The following is a 17,617-nucleotide window of genomic DNA, read 5'->3' on the forward strand; positions in this document are numbered from 1 at the left end:
CACCCGGATGGCATCTTCGATGCCATCCGACCTCTCCCTTCGGGAGAGGTGAAGGAACGGCCTGCGCCAGGAAGTTTGCTGCGGCTTCAGCCCTGTGCGTTCTCGGCCAGGATCATCTCCATGGCATTGGCGAAGCCTTCGTCATGGTTGGAGGTCGTGACGCGCTTGGCCCTGCTCTTCACGTCGTCGCTGGCGTTGCCCATCGCGATCGAGAGGCCGCTGACCTCGAACATTGCGACGTCATTGTGCATGTCGCCGATGGTCGCGACTTGGTCGAGCGGAATGCCGAGGCGCTCAGCCATTGCCTTGACGAAGGTGCCCTTGTTGCGGCCGGGCGGGGTGATGTCGAGGTAGTAGCTCTGGGAGCGGACCGCGGTGGCCTCGCTGCCGAGCAGCTCGCGCATCTCGCTTTCGCAGCGGGCGAGCAGATCGAAGTCGCGGCTGGCGCCGACGATCTTGCAGGCGCTGGAGAGATAGGGCGCGAAATCGCTGATGATGGTGGGATCGGCGCGGATCGCGCGCTGCTCGTTCGGCACGTAGTCGCCGTCGGGATTGCGCGTCAGCCAGGCGTCGGCGGTGAACACCCAGATGTCGATTCCGCGCTGATGGAGAAGGTCGACGGAGCGCTGGGCCGCGTCCGCCGGGATCAGGCTTTGCTCGAGTGGCCGCATGTCAGGGCTGACGATTGAACTGCCATTGAACGGGCCGACGGGCAGGTCGATCTGCAGCGGCGCAATCAGAAAGCCCATGCCGATTGCCGGGCGGCTCGACGTGATCGTGAAGGCGATCCCGGCGTCGCGCAGCTCCCGGGCGGCCTTCGCCGCGCGCTCGGTCAGAACCTTGTCCTTGGTCAGCAACGTGCCGTCAACGTCGGACACGACGAGAGCGATGCGGGTCATGAGCCGTTCCATTCGCGGTCAGGCACGGTCCTGACCGATTGCAAGCTGCTTCAGGATGTCGTCGACGATGCTCTCGACCGGTTCGTCGACCGAGACCGTAACAGGATGCTCGTCCGCCCCGGGTGGTTCCAGGGTGGCGAACTGGCTGTCGAGCAGCCCGGGCGGCATGAAGTGGCCTTTGCGGTGGCCCATGCGGTCGCCGATCAGCTCGCGGTCACCCTCGAGATAGATGAGCCGGACGTCACGGGGATCGCCGACCAGGATCTTGCGATAGGTCTTCTTGAGCGCCGAGCACGCGATGATGATCGGCTCGCCCTTGGCGCGGCAGCGCGCGACCTCGTCCGCGATCGCCTGCAGCCAGGGCCACCGATCCTCGTCGGTGAGCGGCTGGCCCGCGCTCATCTTGGCGACGTTGGCCGGCGGATGAAAGCTGTCGCCGTCCTCGAACCGCCAGCCGAGGCGCCGGCCCAGCGCTTCGCCCACCGTGCTCTTGCCCGAGCTCGACACGCCCATGACGATCAGCGCGTGCGGGAGCTTCCCCGACTGCTCCGGCCAGGCCGAATCGTCGATGAGAAATGTCGTCGTCTCGTTCGACCGCGCGCGATTGGCGGGCAGGTCTTCGCCTGCGAGCACCCGCGCCAGGATCGGCCGCTTGTCGGTCCCTCCCACCTCGAACAGCATGGTGCGGCAGGATGCGAGCACCGGCAGCGTCAGGCTGACCCGCGGCACGAACGGGGCGACGTGCGCCTTGTCGACGCCGACCACCCAGCGATCCCTGACATCGACGGCCGGATAGCCTGGAAATAGCGAGGCAACGTGACCATCGGGGCCGATGCCGAGCAGCACGAGGTCGAACAGCGGTCGCGCAGGGTCGAGCGCGTCGGCGCCGTAGAACGCCATCAGCTCGCGCGCATAGGCGTTCGCGCTGCTCTCGGGAGAGTCGGTCTCCGTCGGAATGGCATGAATGTTGTCAGCGGGCGCGCAGGCGTCGAGGAAGGCGTGACGCGCCATCGTCATGTTGTGCAGCGGATCGCCAGGCGGCACAAAACGCTCGTCGCCGATGAACCAGTGCACGCGCGGCCAGGGAATGCGATCGCGATAAGACTGTGTCGCAAGCAGCTCGTAGAGTTGCTTCGGGCTGGATCCGCCGGTGAGGCAGATGGCGATGCGGCCGGAATTGGCCGCGATCCGCGTGAGCAGGAGATCGGCGGCCGCCTGCGCCATCGCCGCCTTGTCGGCGACGCGCACCAGCTCGGGAGACGGCGTGCCCATCGCGTCAGGCCAGCTTGCGCCAGCTGCGGCCGTCGCGCGCCAGCAGATCGGCAGCCGCCTTGGGTCCTTCGCTGCCGGCTTGATAGGTATGCAGGCCGTCGCGGCCGGCTTTCTTCCAGGCTTCGATGAACGGCTCGACCGCCTTCCAACCTGCCTCGACGCTGTCGGCGCGCTGGAACAGGATGTTGTCGCCGATCATGCAGTCGTAGATCAGGGTCTCATAGCCGGTGGCCGGCTCGGCCTGGAAATAGTCCTTGTAGTTGAACTTCATCTGCACGCCGTCGGTGCGGATCGTCGGCCCAGGGATCTTGGTGTTGAACTGCAGGGTGATGCTCTGGGTCGGCTCGATGCCGATGACGAGATAGTTCTCGGCCAGCGTGTCGATCGGTGTGCAGCTGAACATCGCGAACGGCGCCTGCCGGAACTTGATCGCGACTTCGGTGCGCTTGACGCCGAGCGCCTTGCCGGTGCGCAGATAGAACGGCACGCCGGCCCAGCGCCAATTGTCGATCGTCAGCTTCAGCGCCGCATAGGTCTCGGTCGCGCTGTCCGGATTGACATCCTTGGTCTCGCGGTAGGCCGTCAGCTCGGTATCGCCAACCATGCCGGCCTTGTATTGGCCGCGGACGGAATTCAGCAGCGCTTCCTCTTCGGTGAGCGGCTGGATGGCCGAGAGCACCTCGGCCTTCTCGGAACGCACGGTGTGCGCATCGAACCGCGCCGGCGGCTCCATCGCGACCAGCGAGAGCAGCTGGAACAGATGGTTGGGCACCATGTCGCGCAGCGCGCCGGTGGCGTCATAGAAGCTGCCGCGCGTGCCGACGCCGAGCTTCTCCTCGACGGTGATCTGCACGTGGTCGATGTGATGACGATTCCAGATCGGCTCGAACATGCCGTTGGCGAACCGCAGCACCAGGATGTTTTGTACCGTCTCCTTGCCGAGATAGTGATCGATCCGGTAGATCTGGTGCTCGGTCACGAGCTCCAGCAGCTGATCATTGAGCTTCTTGGCCGAGGCCAGATCGGTGCCAAACGGCTTCTCGACCACCAGCCGTCGCCACGCCTTGCCATCCTCCTTCAGGAGCCCGACGCGGCCGAGCTGTTGTGCGATCGGCGCGAACGCGGCGGGCGGCGTCGCCAGATAGAACAGCCGGTTGCCGTGCGTCTCCCGCGCCGCCTCGAGTTTCTCGAGCCGCTCCTTCAGCTCGTCAAAGCTGTCCGGCTCCTTCGGATCGGCCTCGATCGCGGTCACGCAATGCAGGAGGCGCTGGGCGACCTCGTCCTCAATCGGCCGCGTCGCGTATTTGCGCAGGCCTTCCATCAGATTGGTGCGGAGCTGCTCGCTCGACATGCCCTTGCGGGCAATGCCGACGATGCAGAAGCGATCCGGCAGCAGGTTGCCGGCCGCGAGATTGTAGAGCGACGGCAGCACCAGGCGGTGCGTCAGGTCGCCGGTCACGCCAAAGATGACGAAGGCGCAGGCGTCCGGCTTCTGGTGTGGCGGCTGATGAGGGTGAGGTGTCACGCGCGGTCAGCCTCGTCATTTTTCTTGGGCTTGACGATCTCAGGTGCGCTCTGGCGCGCCGGATCGGGATGCTGCTCGGGTTCCTTGTGGCCGCCGAAACCCTCGCGCATGGCGGAGAGGATTTTCTCCGCGAAGGTGTGCTCCTGGCGCGAGCGGAAGCGGGCGAACAGCGCCGCCGTCAGCACCTCGGCCGGCACGGCCTCGTCGATCGCGGCGTTGACGGTCCATCGTCCTTCACCGGAATCCTCGACAAAGCCGGAATATTTCTCTAGGCCCGGCTGGCGCGCCAGCGCGCTGGCGGTGAGATCCAACAGCCACGACGGAATGACGCTGCCGCGGCGCCAGACCTCGGCGATGTCAGCGAGGTCGAAGTCGAAGCGATGCGCTTCCGGAAGAACTTCGCTGTTCGCGTTGCGCAGGATGTCGAAGCCCTCGGCATAGGCCTGCATCAGACCGTATTCGATGCCGTTATGGATCATCTTGACGAAGTGGCCGGCACCGGTCGGCCCAGCATGGATGTAGCCCTGCTCGACGCGCGGGTCACGGCCGTCACGGCCTGAAGTGCGCGGAATGTCGCCGATACCGGGTGCCAGCGTCGAAAAGATCGGATCGAGCCGGTCGACGACCGCCTTGTCGCCGCCGATCATCATGCAATAGCCGCGCTCCAGACCCCAGACTCCGCCGGAGGTACCCACATCGACGTAATGCAGGCCGCGCTCGCGCAGCGCCTTGCCGCGCCGGACGTCGTCCTGCCAGAAGCTGTTGCCGCCATCGATGATCACGTCATCGGGTGACATCAGCTTGGTCAGTTGCTCGACCGTGGCTTCGGTGATCTTGCCGGCCGGCAGCATGATCCACGCGTGGCGGGGTGTAGCGAGCTTGCCGACGAACTCTTCGAGGCTCGAAGCTCCCGTCGCGCCCTCGGCGACCAGCGCGGCAACCGCCTTCGCATCACGATCATAAACCACGCACGAATGCCCCGCGCGCATCAGGCGGCGCACGATGTTGCCGCCCATCCGCCCGAGGCCGATCATTCCCAATTGCATTGACGCGGCCCTTTTCAGCTCAGCGCTTCGGACATGGCGCTGTCGAGCATCTTCAGGCCCGACTTCAGATTGCCCTTGATGTGCACGCGCAAGGCACGGCGGCCGCGCTCGGTGAGCACGTCGAAATCGCCGCGCGCCTGCGCTGCCTTGATGACGCCGAAGCTCGCCTTCTGGCCTGGGATCGGCAGATCCTGGGTGTCATCGGCGGTGATCTGTAGGAATACGCCGCTGTCGGGGCCGCCCTTGTAGGCTTGGCCGGTCGAGTGCAGGAAACGCGGCCCGAACTCGGCGCAGGTCGCCAGATGCTTGGTGTCGCGCAGCTTCAGCCGCATGCGCTGCAGCGCATCGGTGTTGGCATCGTTGTGCTCGATATAGCCGAGCAGCGCGATATAGTCGCCCTCGCCGGCACGGCCGAGATGCGCCTTCAGCCAGGAGGCGAGGGTGCCGTCGGCGCCATGCTCGCGCAGGCTCTCGACATTGTGGCTGTCGGTGTAGAGCTCGCAGCCCTTGATGGCGATGACCGGCGCTTCGGCGGGAAGCGATCCGGTGTCTTCGAACGCCGCGGTGAGCTCGCGCGTCTTGATCTTGGCGGATTCCACATCGGGCTGATCGAACGGGTTGATGCCGAGCACGGCCCCCGCGACAGCAGTGGCCATCTCGAACCGGAAGAACTCCTGCCCGAGCTGGTCGATCGAGGCCAACACGATGCGCACCACCGGATGACCGGCCTCTTCGAGCGCGGACAGTTTTTCGTCGTGTCCGTCGATGTCGTCGCCGTCCACCTTGATGTCGATGAAGAAGCGGTCGTCGCCGTAGACCTCGGGCGAAGCAACCGGCTCGCCGTCGATCGGGATCAGGCCCTTGCCTTCCTTGCCGGTGGACTCCGCGATCAGCTGTTCGGCCCAGGCGCCGAAATCCGCGATCTTGGGCGAGGCGAAGATCGTCACCTTGTCGCGGCCGTCGAGGCCCGCGAGGCCCATCGCCAGACCGAGCTGCACGCCGGAATTCTGCAGAGGCGGCACGTCCGGGCCGCACGAGCGCACCATCGACAAGGTATTGGTGATCAGCTTGCGCACGTCGATGCCGGCAGTGGCGGCCGGGACCAGGCCGAACGGCGACAGCACCGAGTAGCGGCCACCGATGGTCGGCTCGCCGTGGAAGATGCGCGCAAAGCCCTGCGCCTTGGCCGCCTTCTCCAGCGACGAGCCGGGGTCGGTGACGGCGATGAAGCGATGGCCGGCCTTCTTCGGCCCGATCGCCTCGCTGACGCGCGCGAAGAAGTAGTCCTTCATCGCGTTCGGCTCGGTGGTGCCGCCCGATTTCGAGGAGACGATGAACACCGTGCTCGCGACGTCGATCTTCTTCTCCATCGCGCGCACCTGCGCCGGATCGGTGGAGTCGAGCACGTGCAGCCGGGGGAAGCCCGCCTTGCGCGGGAAGGTCTTGGCAAGCACCTCCGGGCCGAGGCTGGAGCCGCCCATGCCAAGCACGACGGCGTCGGAGAACTTCTGCCCCTTCACCCGCTGGGCATAATCCTCGTAGTCGGCGATGTCGGCCTTCTCGGCGCTGGTCAGCCAGCCCAGCCATTTGTGCTCGTCCTTGCCGGTCCAGACCGACGCGTCCTTGTGCCAGAGCCGGCGGATCTTGGCGGACTTGCGCCAATCCTCGGTGGCGGCCTGCACCTTCTTGTCGAGATCAGCAGCCACCGCGATCGACTGCTGCCCGAGCGCTTCGCCGAGCACGACGGCGCGCTTATGCGCCACCGCGCCGTAGAGCTTATCGGCGGCATCGGCGAACTGCTTGACGCCGTCGATCACGAGATCGGCGGTGATGTCGTCGAGCGAGATGCCGGTCTTGGCCAGGTCTTCCAGCGCAGCCTCGGCCGCTTCCACATTCTCTTCAAGGCTGTCGCGCACCTCGCCATGGTCGCGGAAGGCGTCCAGCGTGGCCGGCGGCACGGTGTTGACGGTGTTGGGGCCGATCAGCTCCTCGACATAGAGGACGTCACGATAATCCTTGTTCTTGGTGCCGGTGGAAGCCCACAGCAGCCGTTGCGGCTTGGCGCCCTTGGCGGCCAAGCGCTCCCAGCGCTCGCCGGAGAACAGGCGCTTGTAATCCTGATACGCCATCTTGGCGTTGGCGATCGCGATCTTGCCCTTGAGCGCGGTGAGCCGCTCCTTCTCGGAGGGATCGTTGGCCTGGGCGATCTTCTCGTCGAGCTGCTTGTCGACGACGCTGTCGATGCGGCTGACGAAGAACGAGGCCACGCTCGCTACATGCGAGGGATCGCCGCCATCCGCGACATAGGCTTCGAGACCGGCGAGATAGGCCTCGGCGACCTGCCGATAAACCTCCTGCGAGAACAGCAGCGTGATGTTGACGCTGATGCCCTTGGAGATCAGGTGCTGGATCGCCGGCAGGCACGCATCGGTGGCCGGCACCTTGATCATCAGGTTGCGGCGATCGACCGCCTTCCATAGCTGCTCGGCTTCGGCAATCGTCCCCTTGGCATCCATCGCCAGATAGGGCGAGACCTCCAGGCTGACGAAGCCGTCATTGCCCTTGAACTGGTCATAGACCGGCCGCAGCACGTCGGCGGCATTCTGGATGTCCTCGACGGCGACCGCCTCGAACAGCTGGGTGGGCGACCGGTCGCCGTGCTTCAGCGCCTTGGCGATCGGGGCGTCATATTCGTCGGAGCTGCCGATCGCCTTCTCGAAGATCGCGGGATTGGAGGTGACGCCCTTGACGCCATCCTCGTCGATCAGCCGCTTCAGGTCGCCCTTGGCGACGAAGCCGCGTGCGAGGAAATCGAGCCAGACGGCCTGGCCGTGTTCTTCGAGAGCTTTGACCGGATTCATGATGCCTATCTATGTGCGTCGGCTTGCTTTTTTGGGTTCCCGTCGCGGCATCCTGCCAGACCGACATGGACCCAATATGAACAACTATGCGCCACCGATATGGATAACGCCATTCATATTGGATTGATCCCTTTGCGTTCCCAAGGGCCTCAGACGGATTTGGGAACGGCGGACGTCAGGGCCGGATATAGAGATAGCCGTGGGATTGCAGCTCCGCGATCCTGACGACGCCGCCTTTGTCCGCCACGACGAAGCCGGGCAGGAGATCGCCCGGCGCAATGTTCATGGCCTTCATCGTATTGCCGCAGGCGGCCAGCTCCAGGCCGGCTTTGGAAAAATGCCCGATGCGGCTCTTGATGTCCTGGGCCGCGTTGGAGCCGAAGGCGCGCAGGGCAGGGCCGTGCACCACCAGCGCGATCGTGACATGATCCGGGCCGCCAACGCCGTCGTAATGATTCTGAATGTTGCCGAGAACGAAGCCGACCTTGTCGACCTCGTTCAAATGGTAAACGACTTTTAATCTGCCGGATGCGGCGCTCTCGGTCGCCGCCTGCGCGCGCGAATTCGCGAACAGCGCGCCGAGGGCCGCGACGGCTGCGCTCAACATGTTGCGCCGATCCATCATCCGCCTCCTTGCAAAGCCAGCAACGCGCCACATCTGTTTGGTGATGCTATCATTTGTGCCGGATAGCCGCGAGCTCCTTGCGGTCGGTCACCAGGCCCGCGCAGTCGGCAACGTCGCTGCGGTCGATGCGGAAGATCTTGTCATCGGCGCCCGCGACCAGCGCGTCGCCAGCCTCGGCATCCGGCTTGTTGTCACGCTGCCAGACCGTGATGCGGGTGAGGCGCACGATCGCGGATCTGTCGTCCCTGGACATCGCGATATCGATTCCGCCACCTTCGCAGTCGACCGGGCAGTTGTAACGAATCTCGCTTCCTGCGTCGTTGACACGTGCGTGTTCGCACGATCCACTGGAGTCGAAATCACCGGGACGGTCGCGATAGTTCACGCCGAGACGGAACGAATAGGTCATCTCTCGTTCGCCCGGCGGAATCTCCGCAGTGACGAGCAATTGCATGGCCGAGACTTTTTGCTTGGGGTGACGCGCGAGGTGATCGGCATCGTAGCGACGCGTGAAACAGGCATAAGCCTTCTGTCCAGGCGCCTTGATGAAGACTCTTGTGTCAAAAATGCGGGCTTGTGTCTTGCTGACGATGCCGTCAGCGCGCGCCGCGGTGAGAAGCGCGAAGCTCGAGAGCACGAGAAGAATCCGTTTCATGAACGTCGCCACTTCAATCTGACTTGTTCGCGGATCGCGCCGCGGATGAATCGTTCCAATCCTTCGTCGCGGCGAGGAATATCTTCGTTCACCCGCGGTTCACGTCCGGCGCGACCATTCTCATCGGGTGTCGCATCTTCCGGTTCACAGGCTTTCACAACAGCTTGTGCGGCGCGGGGAGACTACGGTGCCGGGGTATTGCGGATGTTGCGAAGCAGAGACAATAGGGTACAAATGGAGCCGATGGGCGCGGTTTTGCCGAACTATTGAGCGAAGTGCATGTTGATAGGGCATATGCTGCATGCACTTTGCGTTGCGGAAGAGGACCAAGACGGTGCCCAATGAGGGCTAGCGCGCTTCACTCTGAGTCGGTTCGAGATCAGTAGGAACGTACTTAGATCTCGGCCCGTTGCAGCAAGTGCGGCGGAACCTACGTGGAGAGGGATCATGTACAACGATTCGTTGTTCAACGCGTTCGCGAGGTCGTTCGAGGCCCGAAGCCAGACCGACATGTCGATGCAGGAATATCTAGAATCGTGTCGAACCGACCCGATGCGATACGCGAACGCTGCTGAACGACTACTAGCTGCGATCGGCGAGCCTCAGATGATAGACACGGCCAAGGACCCACGCCTTGGCCGTATTTTTTTGAACCGGACGGTTCGCCTGTATCCGGCCTTCGCCGGCTTCTACGGCATGGAAGATACGATCGAGCGCATCGTCGGCTTCTTCCGCCATGCCGCGCAGGGTCTCGAAGAGCGCAAGCAGATTCTCTATCTGCTCGGCCCCGTCGGCGGCGGCAAGTCGTCGCTCGCCGAGCGGCTGAAGCAGTTGATGGAAACGCATCCGATCTACGTGCTCAAGGCCGGCGATGAATTGAGCCCGGTCTTCGAGTCGCCGCTCAGCCTGTTCGATCCGGACACGCTGGGCCCGATGCTCGAGGAGAAATACGGCATTCCGCGCCGCCGCCTCACCGGCCTGATGAGCCCGTGGTGCTACAAGCGGCTCGAAGCCTTCGGCGGCGACATCTCGCAATTCCGTGTCGCCAAGATCCAGCCGTCGCGGCTGCGTCAGATCGGCATCGCCAAGACCGAGCCCGGCGACGAGAACAACCAGGACATCTCCTCGCTGGTCGGCAAGGTCGACATCCGCAAGCTGGAGACCTTTGCGCAGAACGATCCCGACGCCTACAGCTATTCGGGCGGCCTCAATCGCGCCAATCAGGGCATTCTCGAATTCGTCGAGATGTTCAAGGCACCGATCAAGATGCTGCATCCGCTGCTCACCGCGACGCAGGAAGGCAACTACATCGGCACCGAGAACATCGGCGCGATCCCCTACAGCGGCGTGATCCTCGCCCACTCCAACGAAGCGGAGTGGCAGAGCTTCAAGACCAACAAGAACAACGAGGCTTTCATCGACCGCATCTGCGTCATCAAGGTGCCGTACTGCCTGCGCGTGACCGAAGAGCGCAAGATCTACGAGAAGCTGATCCAGGGCTCCGAGCTCGCCACCGCGCCCTGCGCGCCCGCGACCTTGGAAACGCTGGCCCGCTTCTCCGTGATGTCGCGGCTGCGCAAGCACGAGAACTCGACGCTTTACGCCAAGATGCGGATCTATGACGGCGAGAGCCTCAAGGAATCCGATCCGAAGGCGCGCAGCGTGCAGGAATATCGCGACGCCGCCGGCGTCGATGAGGGCATGGACGGCATCTCCACCCGTTTTGCCTTCAAGGTGCTGGCTGCGACCTACAACCACGATACGTCGGAAGTCTCGGCTGACGCCGTGCATCTGATGTACGTGCTGGAGCAGTCGATCAAGCGCGAGCAGCTGCCGGAGGAGATCGAAAAGCGTTATCTCGAATTCATCAAGGCGGATCTGGCGCCGCGTTACGCCGAATTCATCGGCCACGAGATCCAGAAGGCCTATCTGGAATCCTACTCCGATTACGGCCAGAACCTGTTCGACCGCTACGTGGATTACGCCGACGCCTGGATCGAGGATCAGGACTTCAAGGATCCCGATACGGGACAGCTGCTCAACCGCGAGCTCTTAAACCAGGAGCTGACCAAGATCGAGAAGCCGGCGGGGATCGCCAACCCGAAGGACTTCCGCAACGAGGTTGTCAAGTTCTCGCTGCGCTCGCGGGCCCAGAACGGCGGAAAAAATCCGTCCTGGACCTCCTACGAAAAGATCCGCGAAGTCATCGAAAAGAGGATATTCTCGCAGGTCGAGGATCTGCTTCCGGTCATTTCGTTCGGCAGCAAGAAGGACGGCGAGACCGAGAAGAAGCACGACGACTTCGTCGCGCGCATGGTCGAACGCGGCTACACCGAGCGGCAGGTCCGCCGGCTGGTCGAGTGGTACATGCGGGTGAAGCAGGCGGGTTGATCGTGGTCCGGCGCCGGTGTTCACTGCGTGTGCTGCAGGCCAACGGTTGGACGTCGGCGCCAGGGCTATGATCTGATGCGGAGCGTTCGACGCCAGGTTACGTTGAAGCGTCGAACAGGAATGATGCGGGTGCCGGGTCGATGTGACGCTGCACCGCGGCATCGCGGCGGGGGAGAGCAGGAGTCGAAGCCGCTGCAGTAGGAGGCGTGTGGAACGTGGTCATGCACATCATTGATCGGCGCCTGAATCCGGGCGGCAAAAGTCTGGAAAACCGCCAGCGATTTTTGCGCCGCGCCAAGGCCCTGGTTCAGGGAGCGGTCAAGAAGACCTCGCAGGACCGCGACATCAAGGACGTGCTGGAAGGCGGCGAGGTCTCGATCCCGCTGGACGGCATGGACGAGCCGCGCTTCCGCCGCGAGGGCGGCACTCGCGACATGGTGCTGCCCGGCAACAAGAAGTTCATCGAAGGCGACATCCTGCCGCGCTCCGGCGACGGCAGCGGCCGCAAGTCCGGCCCAGGGCAGGGCGACAGCGAGGACGCCTTCCGCTTCGTGCTGAGCAAGGAGGAGTTCGTCAATCTCTTCCTCGACGATCTCGAACTGCCTGATCTCGCCAAGCGCAAATTCGCGGAGGCCGAAAGCGAAGGTCTGGTGCGCGCGGGCTACTCTACCTCGGGCTCACCGGCCAACATCTCGATCAGCCGGACAGTCACAAGGGCTCTGGCGCGTCGCGTTGCGCTGCGCCGTCCCAGGCCGGAAGCGATCGCCGAGCTTGAGGAAAAGATCGAGCAGGAGACCGACGAGGACAAGAAGGCCGCGCTCGTAGCCGAGCTGGAGGCTTTGAAGGCCAAAGCCAAGCGCATCCCGTTCATCGACCCCATCGACATCCGCTATCGCCGCTTCGAGGCGGTGCCGAAGCCGATCGCGCAGGCCGTGATGTTCTGCCTGATGGACGTCTCCGGCTCGATGTCCGAGCACATGAAGGACCTCGCAAAACGGTTCTACATGCTGCTCTACGTGTTCCTGACGCGGCGCTACCGCCATGTCGAGATCGTGTTCATCCGTCATACCGATCGCGCCGAGGAGGTCGACGAGCAGACCTTCTTCTATGGCCCGGCCTCCGGCGGCACCTTGGTGTCCAGCGCGCTGCAATGCATGCACGACATCGTCCGCTCGCGTTTCCGTCCGTCCGACTGGAACATCTATGCGGCGCAGGCCTCGGACGGCGACAACGCCACCTCCGACTCGGAGAACGTCGCGCGGCTGTTGACCGACAACATCCTGCCGGTGTCGCAGTTCTTCGCCTATCTCGAGGTCGGCGAATCCGGCACCTATTCGTTCGAGATGCCGGACTCCGCACTGTGGTCGCTGTATGAGCGGCTGCGCGCCAACGGCGAGCCGCTGTCGATGCGCAAGGTGCGCGACCGCAGCGAGATCTTCCCCGTCTTCCACGACCTGTTTCAGCGTCGCGGCACCACGCAGGAGAGGGCGGCATCATGAGCGGATTGCTGTTCGAAGGCGCCGACTGGAATTTCCTCACTCTGCAGCGCATCCACGATGCCTGCGAGACCGTGGCGCAGAAGGAGCTCGGGCTCGACACCTATCCGAACCAGATCGAGGTCATCACCGCCGAGCAGATGCTCGACGCCTATTCCTCGGTCGGCATGCCCCTGTTCTACAAGCACTGGTCGTTCGGCAAGCACTTCGCCTATCACGAGGCCTCCTACCGCAAGGGCCTGATGGGTCTCGCCTATGAGATCGTGATCAACTCCTCGCCCTGCATCTCCTATCTGATGGAGGAGAACACGGCGACGATGCAGACGCTCGTCATCGCGCACGCCGCGTTCGGCCACAACCATTTCTTCAAGAACAACTATCTGTTCAAGCAGTGGACCGATGCCGACGGCATCCTCGACTATCTCGATTTCGCCCGCGGCTACATCGGGCAATGCGAGGAGCGGTTCGGCCGCATGGCGGTCGAGCACACGCTCGATGCCGCGCATGCGCTGATGTCGCATGGCGTCGACCGCTATCCCGGCAAGAAGAAGCTCGACTTCCGCGAGGAGGAGAAGCGCGCCGGCAAGCGCAGGCTCTACGAAGAGGAGCAGTTCAACGATCTCTGGCGCACGGTGCCGACGGGACCGGCCAAGACCAGCGCGGTCTTGAACGTCGAGCGTCGCCGCGCGCTGCTCGGCCTGCCGCAGGAAAATCTGCTCTACTTCCTGGAGAAATCAGCGCCGCGGCTGGCACCGTGGCAGCGCGAGCTGCTGCGCATCGTCCGCCACATCGCGCAATATTTCTATCCGCAGGGCCAGACCAAGGTCATGAACGAGGGCACGGCGACCTACGTGCACTATCGCATCATGAACCGCCTGCACAAGGACGGCCGTCTCACCGACGGCAACTTCCTCGAATTCCTGCAGTCGCACACCAACGTCGTGTTCCAGCCGGAGTTCGACGATCCCCGCTTCTCCGGCTTCAACCCTTACGCGCTCGGCTTTGCGATGATGCAGGACATCGAGCGCATCGTGAAGGATCCGACCGAGGAAGACCGGGAGTGGTTCCCGGACATTGCCGGCACCGGCGACGAGATGGCGGTGCTGCGCGACGTCTGGGCGAACTACCGCGACGAGAGCTTCATCAGCCAGTTCCTCAGCCCGGCGCTGATCCGGCAGCTTCGGCTGTTCCACCTGCATGACGATCCGGCCGAGCGCGCCGGCATTCTGGTCGACGCCATCCACGACGAGCGCGGCTACCGCCGCATCCGCCGCGAGCTGTCGAAGCAGTACGACGTCGGCTACATCGATCCGAACATCGAGGTCGTCGACGTCGACCTCGCCGGCGACCGCCGCCTGATGCTGCGGCATACCGTCGTCAAGGGCGCCCAGCTCAACGAGACCGATACCAAGCGGGTGCTGCAGCACCTCGCCGACCTCTGGAGCTACGACGTCCAGCTCACTGAGGTCGACGCCGCCACCGACAAAGTCCTGAAGGAGTATGTGCTCAATCCCCGGATACAACCGGCGGCCGCCTAACGCGGCCGCCAGGGGGTAGATAGATCAAGCTTTGGGTCGTTTGAGTCGAGCTCTCGCCACACGGGAGGTGCGCCCCCCTCCCCCTTGCGGGGAGGGGGCGGGGGTGGGGGTCCCCGGGCGCCGAACTCACTCGGGGCAAGTCCTATGGGTGTCCCTCCGTATCGCGATTGATAGCGTCAGGTGGCCCCGCCGCTCTCGACAGTCATATATGGCTTCTCATCTCCATCGCCTCATATCCAGCGGAGTTCGCGGACCCCCACCCCCGACCCCTCCCCGCAAGGGGGAGGGGAGCGCACCGCCATCGCCGCTGAAAGCTGTGCTTCAATCGGCGGGCTTCCTCAAGCCAGCGCGTCCTGTCCGGTTGAGCCGGGAAGAAACCTGACGAGTGGCGCGAGTCCCATGAGACCGCTATGGTGCGGGCGCGATCCGGCTCAAGCAGTTTGGATCGGCTGTCGTAGTGTCGATCGAAGTGGGCGTGCGTGACGTGGTTGGATCAGGCGAGGCGACGAGCCGGCGGGACCGGTTTATTCCGATACGCAAGTCCGACGTCCTCGACGCCGTGATCTCGCATGGCGGCCTGGATGACGCCCAGACGAGCGATCTGCGCCAACTGGCGCACATGCTCGGCGCCATCCTGCACCATGAGTATTTCGACGAGCTTGATCGCCTGCGTGATGCCTATTTCGACTTCGACCCCGAGGTGCCCCTTGGCCGCCATCGCTCGCCGGCAGAGAGCGACACCGCCTATCGCAACCTCACCGACGAGTTCGTCCGGGTGCTCGGCGAGGCCAATTTCATCGAGATCACCCATGACGAGATCGAGCGCGCCTTCGCCGAGCACGCGCTGGTGCGGGTCAAGCTGAAGGCGCCGCTCTCCGATTATCGCGCTGTCCGCATGTTCCGGCGCGGCATTCATCAGGAGACGATCGAAGTGCCCGCGCTCTACGGCCTGCGCCGCCGCAAGCAGGAGATCGAGGTCTATGACGACATCATCCTGATGGTCGCGACCAAGCCCGACGAGCCGGCGAAGACAAAGCGCAAGACCGCCGCCTGGCGCGGACGCAACAAGATCCGCGGCGGCGCCGTGCTGTTCAAATATTTCCGCCACATCGCGCGCTTCGATCTCGAAGCGCTGCTGCCGAACGTCCGGGTCGTGATGGGCCTGCGCGAGCAGCTCACGCTTGGCGTGCCGGCGCTGGTCGGCGGCGTGCCGATCCTGCTCAAGCTGGCCTCGACGCTCACGGTGCTGTTCATCGTCGCCGGCTTCTATCTCGGCCTCAGCGGAACGGTGCACGACAACGACACGGAGCAGGCACTCGCCGCGCTGTCCGGCCTATTCGCGCTCGGCGCCTTCATCCTGCGGCAATGGGGCAATTTCCACCGCCAGTCGCTGATCCACCAGAAGCAGGTCACCGACAACATCTACTTCCGCAACGTCAACAACAACTCCGGCATCTTCAACTATCTCATCGGCGAGGCCGAGGACCAGGACTGGAAGGAGGCGGTGCTGGCCTATGGCGGGCTCTTGCTGGCGTCGGTGCCGCTGAGCCGGGCGGCGCTGGGGAGCCATGTCGAGGAGTTGTTGCAACAGATGTTCGGGTTGGGGCGCGCGTTCAATATCGACGAAGCGCTGATCAGGCTGCGTGAGTTCGGGCTCGTCAGCGGTGATGACGACGCGCTGTCGGCGCTGCCGCTGCCGGAGGCAATCGCGCAGCTCGAACGCGTGTGGGCCAATGCGCTGCAGCCATAGTCGAGCTGACCACGAACAGCCAGCTGATGAAGAACCAGCGTACCGTCCTCGATCAACTTGCGACTCTTTCCGCAGCGAAAGCTCCCAACCCTCACCCTGAGGGCCCGCCGAAGGCGGGCGTCTCGAAGGGCGAGGCCCCAGCTCGGGCCTCGCGGTTCGAGACGCGTCGCAAGGGCGACGCTCCTCACCGTGAGGGTTAGCACCGAGGCCGAAGCGACACGTTGGTCATGATGATGGAGGGCTCATCAACCGTAGCCCGGACGAGCGGACGCCTGCGCCCGAAGGGCGGGGGCGGACGCGACATCCGGGGTCTCACGCGCTGTTGCGGTGAGCCGGGATGTCGCTATTGCCGACGCCAAAGCGGCGTCGGCTGGCGCTCATCCGGGCTACTAGGCGCGTCAGCGCAAGCTCGCGTTGATCTTGTCGAGCACGCTCTGCCCGGGGCAAAGATCGGCCGCCTCCAGCCGGTTCAGCGGCCGTTCCACCGTGTTGAGGTGGCTGTGCAGGTCATCTGCCTCGGGATCGACATAGAGCAGCCCGGTCACGATCTGTCCTTGCGCCGCATGCTTCTGCAAAAAGGTCATCGCGCCCAGCCGGTCGTGCGGATCGTAGTCGGCGTCGAGCTTGCGCAGCGCCAGCCGCGAGCCGTCGTGCTGCTCGACGATCTGCACCGTGCCGGGATCTTGGTCGATCTCGATCGGATCGCGGCCGGTCAGCACGTCCAGCCGGTTCACGGCATCGTTATGCTCGCGGACATAGTCGAAGCTCTTGGTCGAGCCGGCGTGATTGTTGAACGCGATGCACGGGCTGATGACGTCGATGAACGCCGCGCCCTTGTGCCGGATCGCGCCCTCGATGATCGGCACCAGCTGCTTCTTGTCGCCGGAGAACGAGCGCGCGACGTAGGTCGCGCCGAGCTGCAGCGCGATGCCGACGAGATCGATCGGGTTGTCGGTGTTGGTGACGCCCTTCTTCGACTTCGATCCGCGGTCGGCAGTCGCCGAGAACTGTCCCTTGGTCAGGCCGTAGACGCCATTGTTTTCGACGATATAGGTCATGTTGACGCCGCGGCGGATCGCATGCGCGAACTGGCCGAAGCCGATCGAGGCGGAATCGCCGTCGCCGGAAACGCCGAGATAGATCAGCTCGCGATTGGCGAGGTTGGCGCCGGTCAGCACCGAGGGCATGCGGCCGTGCACGGTGTTGAAGCCGTGCGAATTGCCGAGGAAATAGTCCGGCGTCTTCGACGAGCAGCCGATGCCGGAGATCTTCGCCACCCGATGCGGCTCGATCGACAGCTCGAAACAGGCCTCGATGATCGAGGCCGTGATCGAATCGTGGCCGCAGCCGGCGCACAAGGTCGAGATCTTGCCCTCGTAGTCGCGATGGCTGTAGCCGAGATCGTTCTTCTTGATGCCGGGATGCTGGAATTTCGGCTTTGCGATGTAGGTCATGAGAGCACCCTGTCACCCAGCGCCGTCATGGCCGGGCTTGACCCGGCCATCCACGTCGAGCCGGGAACGCGAAGGAGATGGATGCCCGGGTCAAGCCCGGGCATG

The 17,617-nt window shown here is 64.0% G+C and carries 12 protein-coding genes; 4 read left to right on the forward strand and 8 right to left on the reverse strand.

The genetic code is table 11. The annotated features are described in order from the left end of the window. Positions 1-86: 86 nt before the first annotated feature. From BRAD285_RS06295 to BRAD285_RS06325, 7 genes are all read right to left on the reverse strand, one after another. On the reverse strand, positions 87-899 hold the full coding sequence (locus BRAD285_RS06295; RefSeq protein WP_006614012.1) for a Cof-type HAD-IIB family hydrolase: 813 nt from the start codon (positions 897-899) through the stop codon (positions 87-89). An 18-nt stretch (positions 900-917) separates the two neighbouring features. Beyond that, positions 918-2,171, reverse strand: coding sequence for a 6-phosphogluconolactonase (gene pgl / locus BRAD285_RS06300; RefSeq protein WP_006614011.1), 1,254 nt, complete (start codon positions 2,169-2,171; stop codon positions 918-920). 4 nt (positions 2,172-2,175) lie between these two features. Then, on the reverse strand, positions 2,176-3,696 hold the full coding sequence (gene zwf, locus BRAD285_RS06305) for a glucose-6-phosphate dehydrogenase (protein ID WP_006614010.1): 1,521 nt from the start codon (positions 3,694-3,696) through the stop codon (positions 2,176-2,178). Beyond that, on the reverse strand, positions 3,693-4,742 hold the full coding sequence (gnd, locus tag BRAD285_RS06310) for a phosphogluconate dehydrogenase (NAD(+)-dependent, decarboxylating) (protein ID WP_006614009.1): 1,050 nt from the start codon (positions 4,740-4,742) through the stop codon (positions 3,693-3,695). Before gnd ends, zwf begins: the two co-directional genes overlap by 4 nt. Positions 4,743-4,756: 14 nt before the next feature. Continuing rightward, entirely contained in the window at positions 4,757-7,603 is a 2,847-nt protein-coding gene (locus tag BRAD285_RS06315; protein ID WP_006614008.1) for a bifunctional transaldolase/phosoglucose isomerase, read from the reverse strand. A 175-nt stretch (positions 7,604-7,778) separates the two neighbouring features. Further along, positions 7,779-8,225 (reverse strand): DsrE family protein, encoded by a 447-nt coding sequence (locus BRAD285_RS06320; protein WP_035647976.1) that lies wholly within the window; start codon positions 8,223-8,225, stop codon positions 7,779-7,781. 52 nt (positions 8,226-8,277) lie between these two features. Further along, a complete protein-coding gene (locus tag BRAD285_RS06325) occupies positions 8,278-8,883 on the reverse strand; it encodes a hypothetical protein (RefSeq protein ID WP_035647973.1) in 606 nt (201 codons plus the stop codon). Between the two features lie 447 nt (positions 8,884-9,330). Between BRAD285_RS06325 and BRAD285_RS06330 the strand changes: the two genes are divergently transcribed. The 4 genes from BRAD285_RS06330 (at position 9,331) to BRAD285_RS06345 (ending at position 16,058) form a co-directional block, all read left to right on the forward strand. Beyond that, positions 9,331-11,274 carry a PrkA family serine protein kinase gene (locus BRAD285_RS06330; RefSeq protein WP_006614005.1) on the forward strand — a complete coding sequence of 648 codons (1,944 nt, stop codon included), beginning with the start codon at positions 9,331-9,333 and terminating at the stop codon, positions 11,272-11,274. 221 nt (positions 11,275-11,495) lie between these two features. Further along, positions 11,496-12,773 (forward strand): YeaH/YhbH family protein, encoded by a 1,278-nt coding sequence (locus BRAD285_RS06335; RefSeq protein ID WP_035647966.1) that lies wholly within the window; start codon positions 11,496-11,498, stop codon positions 12,771-12,773. Further along, positions 12,770-14,308, forward strand: a complete 1,539-nt coding sequence (locus tag BRAD285_RS06340; protein ID WP_006614003.1) for a SpoVR family protein — start codon at positions 12,770-12,772, stop codon at positions 14,306-14,308. The genes BRAD285_RS06335 and BRAD285_RS06340 overlap by 4 nt, the downstream gene beginning before the upstream one ends. Positions 14,309-14,792: 484 nt before the next feature. Next, positions 14,793-16,058 carry a TMEM143 family protein gene (locus BRAD285_RS06345; protein WP_006612264.1) on the forward strand — a complete coding sequence of 422 codons (1,266 nt, stop codon included), beginning with the start codon at positions 14,793-14,795 and terminating at the stop codon, positions 16,056-16,058. 398 nt (positions 16,059-16,456) lie between these two features. On the opposite strand, the gene BRAD285_RS06350 is transcribed toward BRAD285_RS06345, so the two are convergent. Further along, positions 16,457-17,512 (reverse strand): 2-oxoacid:ferredoxin oxidoreductase subunit beta, encoded by a 1,056-nt coding sequence (locus tag BRAD285_RS06350; RefSeq protein ID WP_006612265.1) that lies wholly within the window; start codon positions 17,510-17,512, stop codon positions 16,457-16,459. Positions 17,513-17,617 lie beyond the last annotated feature (105 nt).

The sequence above is a fragment of the Bradyrhizobium sp. ORS 285 genome (assembly GCF_900176205.1).
Classification (GTDB): domain Bacteria; phylum Pseudomonadota; class Alphaproteobacteria; order Rhizobiales; family Xanthobacteraceae; genus Bradyrhizobium.

Coding starts and splice junctions, on each gene's coding strand:
- BRAD285_RS06335 (WP_035647966.1), top strand. CDS start 11,496: ATGCACATCATTGATCGGCGCCTGAATCCGGGCGGCAAAAGTCTGGAA.
- BRAD285_RS06350 (WP_006612265.1), bottom strand. CDS start 17,512: ATGACCTACATCGCAAAGCCGAAATTCCAGCATCCCGGCATCAAGAAG.
- BRAD285_RS06295 (WP_006614012.1), bottom strand. CDS start 899: ATGACCCGCATCGCTCTCGTCGTGTCCGACGTTGACGGCACGTTGCTG.
- BRAD285_RS06330 (WP_006614005.1), top strand. CDS start 9,331: ATGTACAACGATTCGTTGTTCAACGCGTTCGCGAGGTCGTTCGAGGCC.
- pgl (WP_006614011.1), bottom strand. CDS start 2,171: ATGGGCACGCCGTCTCCCGAGCTGGTGCGCGTCGCCGACAAGGCGGCG.
- BRAD285_RS06320 (WP_035647976.1), bottom strand. CDS start 8,225: ATGGATCGGCGCAACATGTTGAGCGCAGCCGTCGCGGCCCTCGGCGCG.
- BRAD285_RS06340 (WP_006614003.1), top strand. CDS start 12,770: ATGAGCGGATTGCTGTTCGAAGGCGCCGACTGGAATTTCCTCACTCTG.
- BRAD285_RS06325 (WP_035647973.1), bottom strand. CDS start 8,883: ATGAAACGGATTCTTCTCGTGCTCTCGAGCTTCGCGCTTCTCACCGCG.
- gnd (WP_006614009.1), bottom strand. CDS start 4,742: ATGCAATTGGGAATGATCGGCCTCGGGCGGATGGGCGGCAACATCGTG.
- BRAD285_RS06315 (WP_006614008.1), bottom strand. CDS start 7,603: ATGAATCCGGTCAAAGCTCTCGAAGAACACGGCCAGGCCGTCTGGCTC.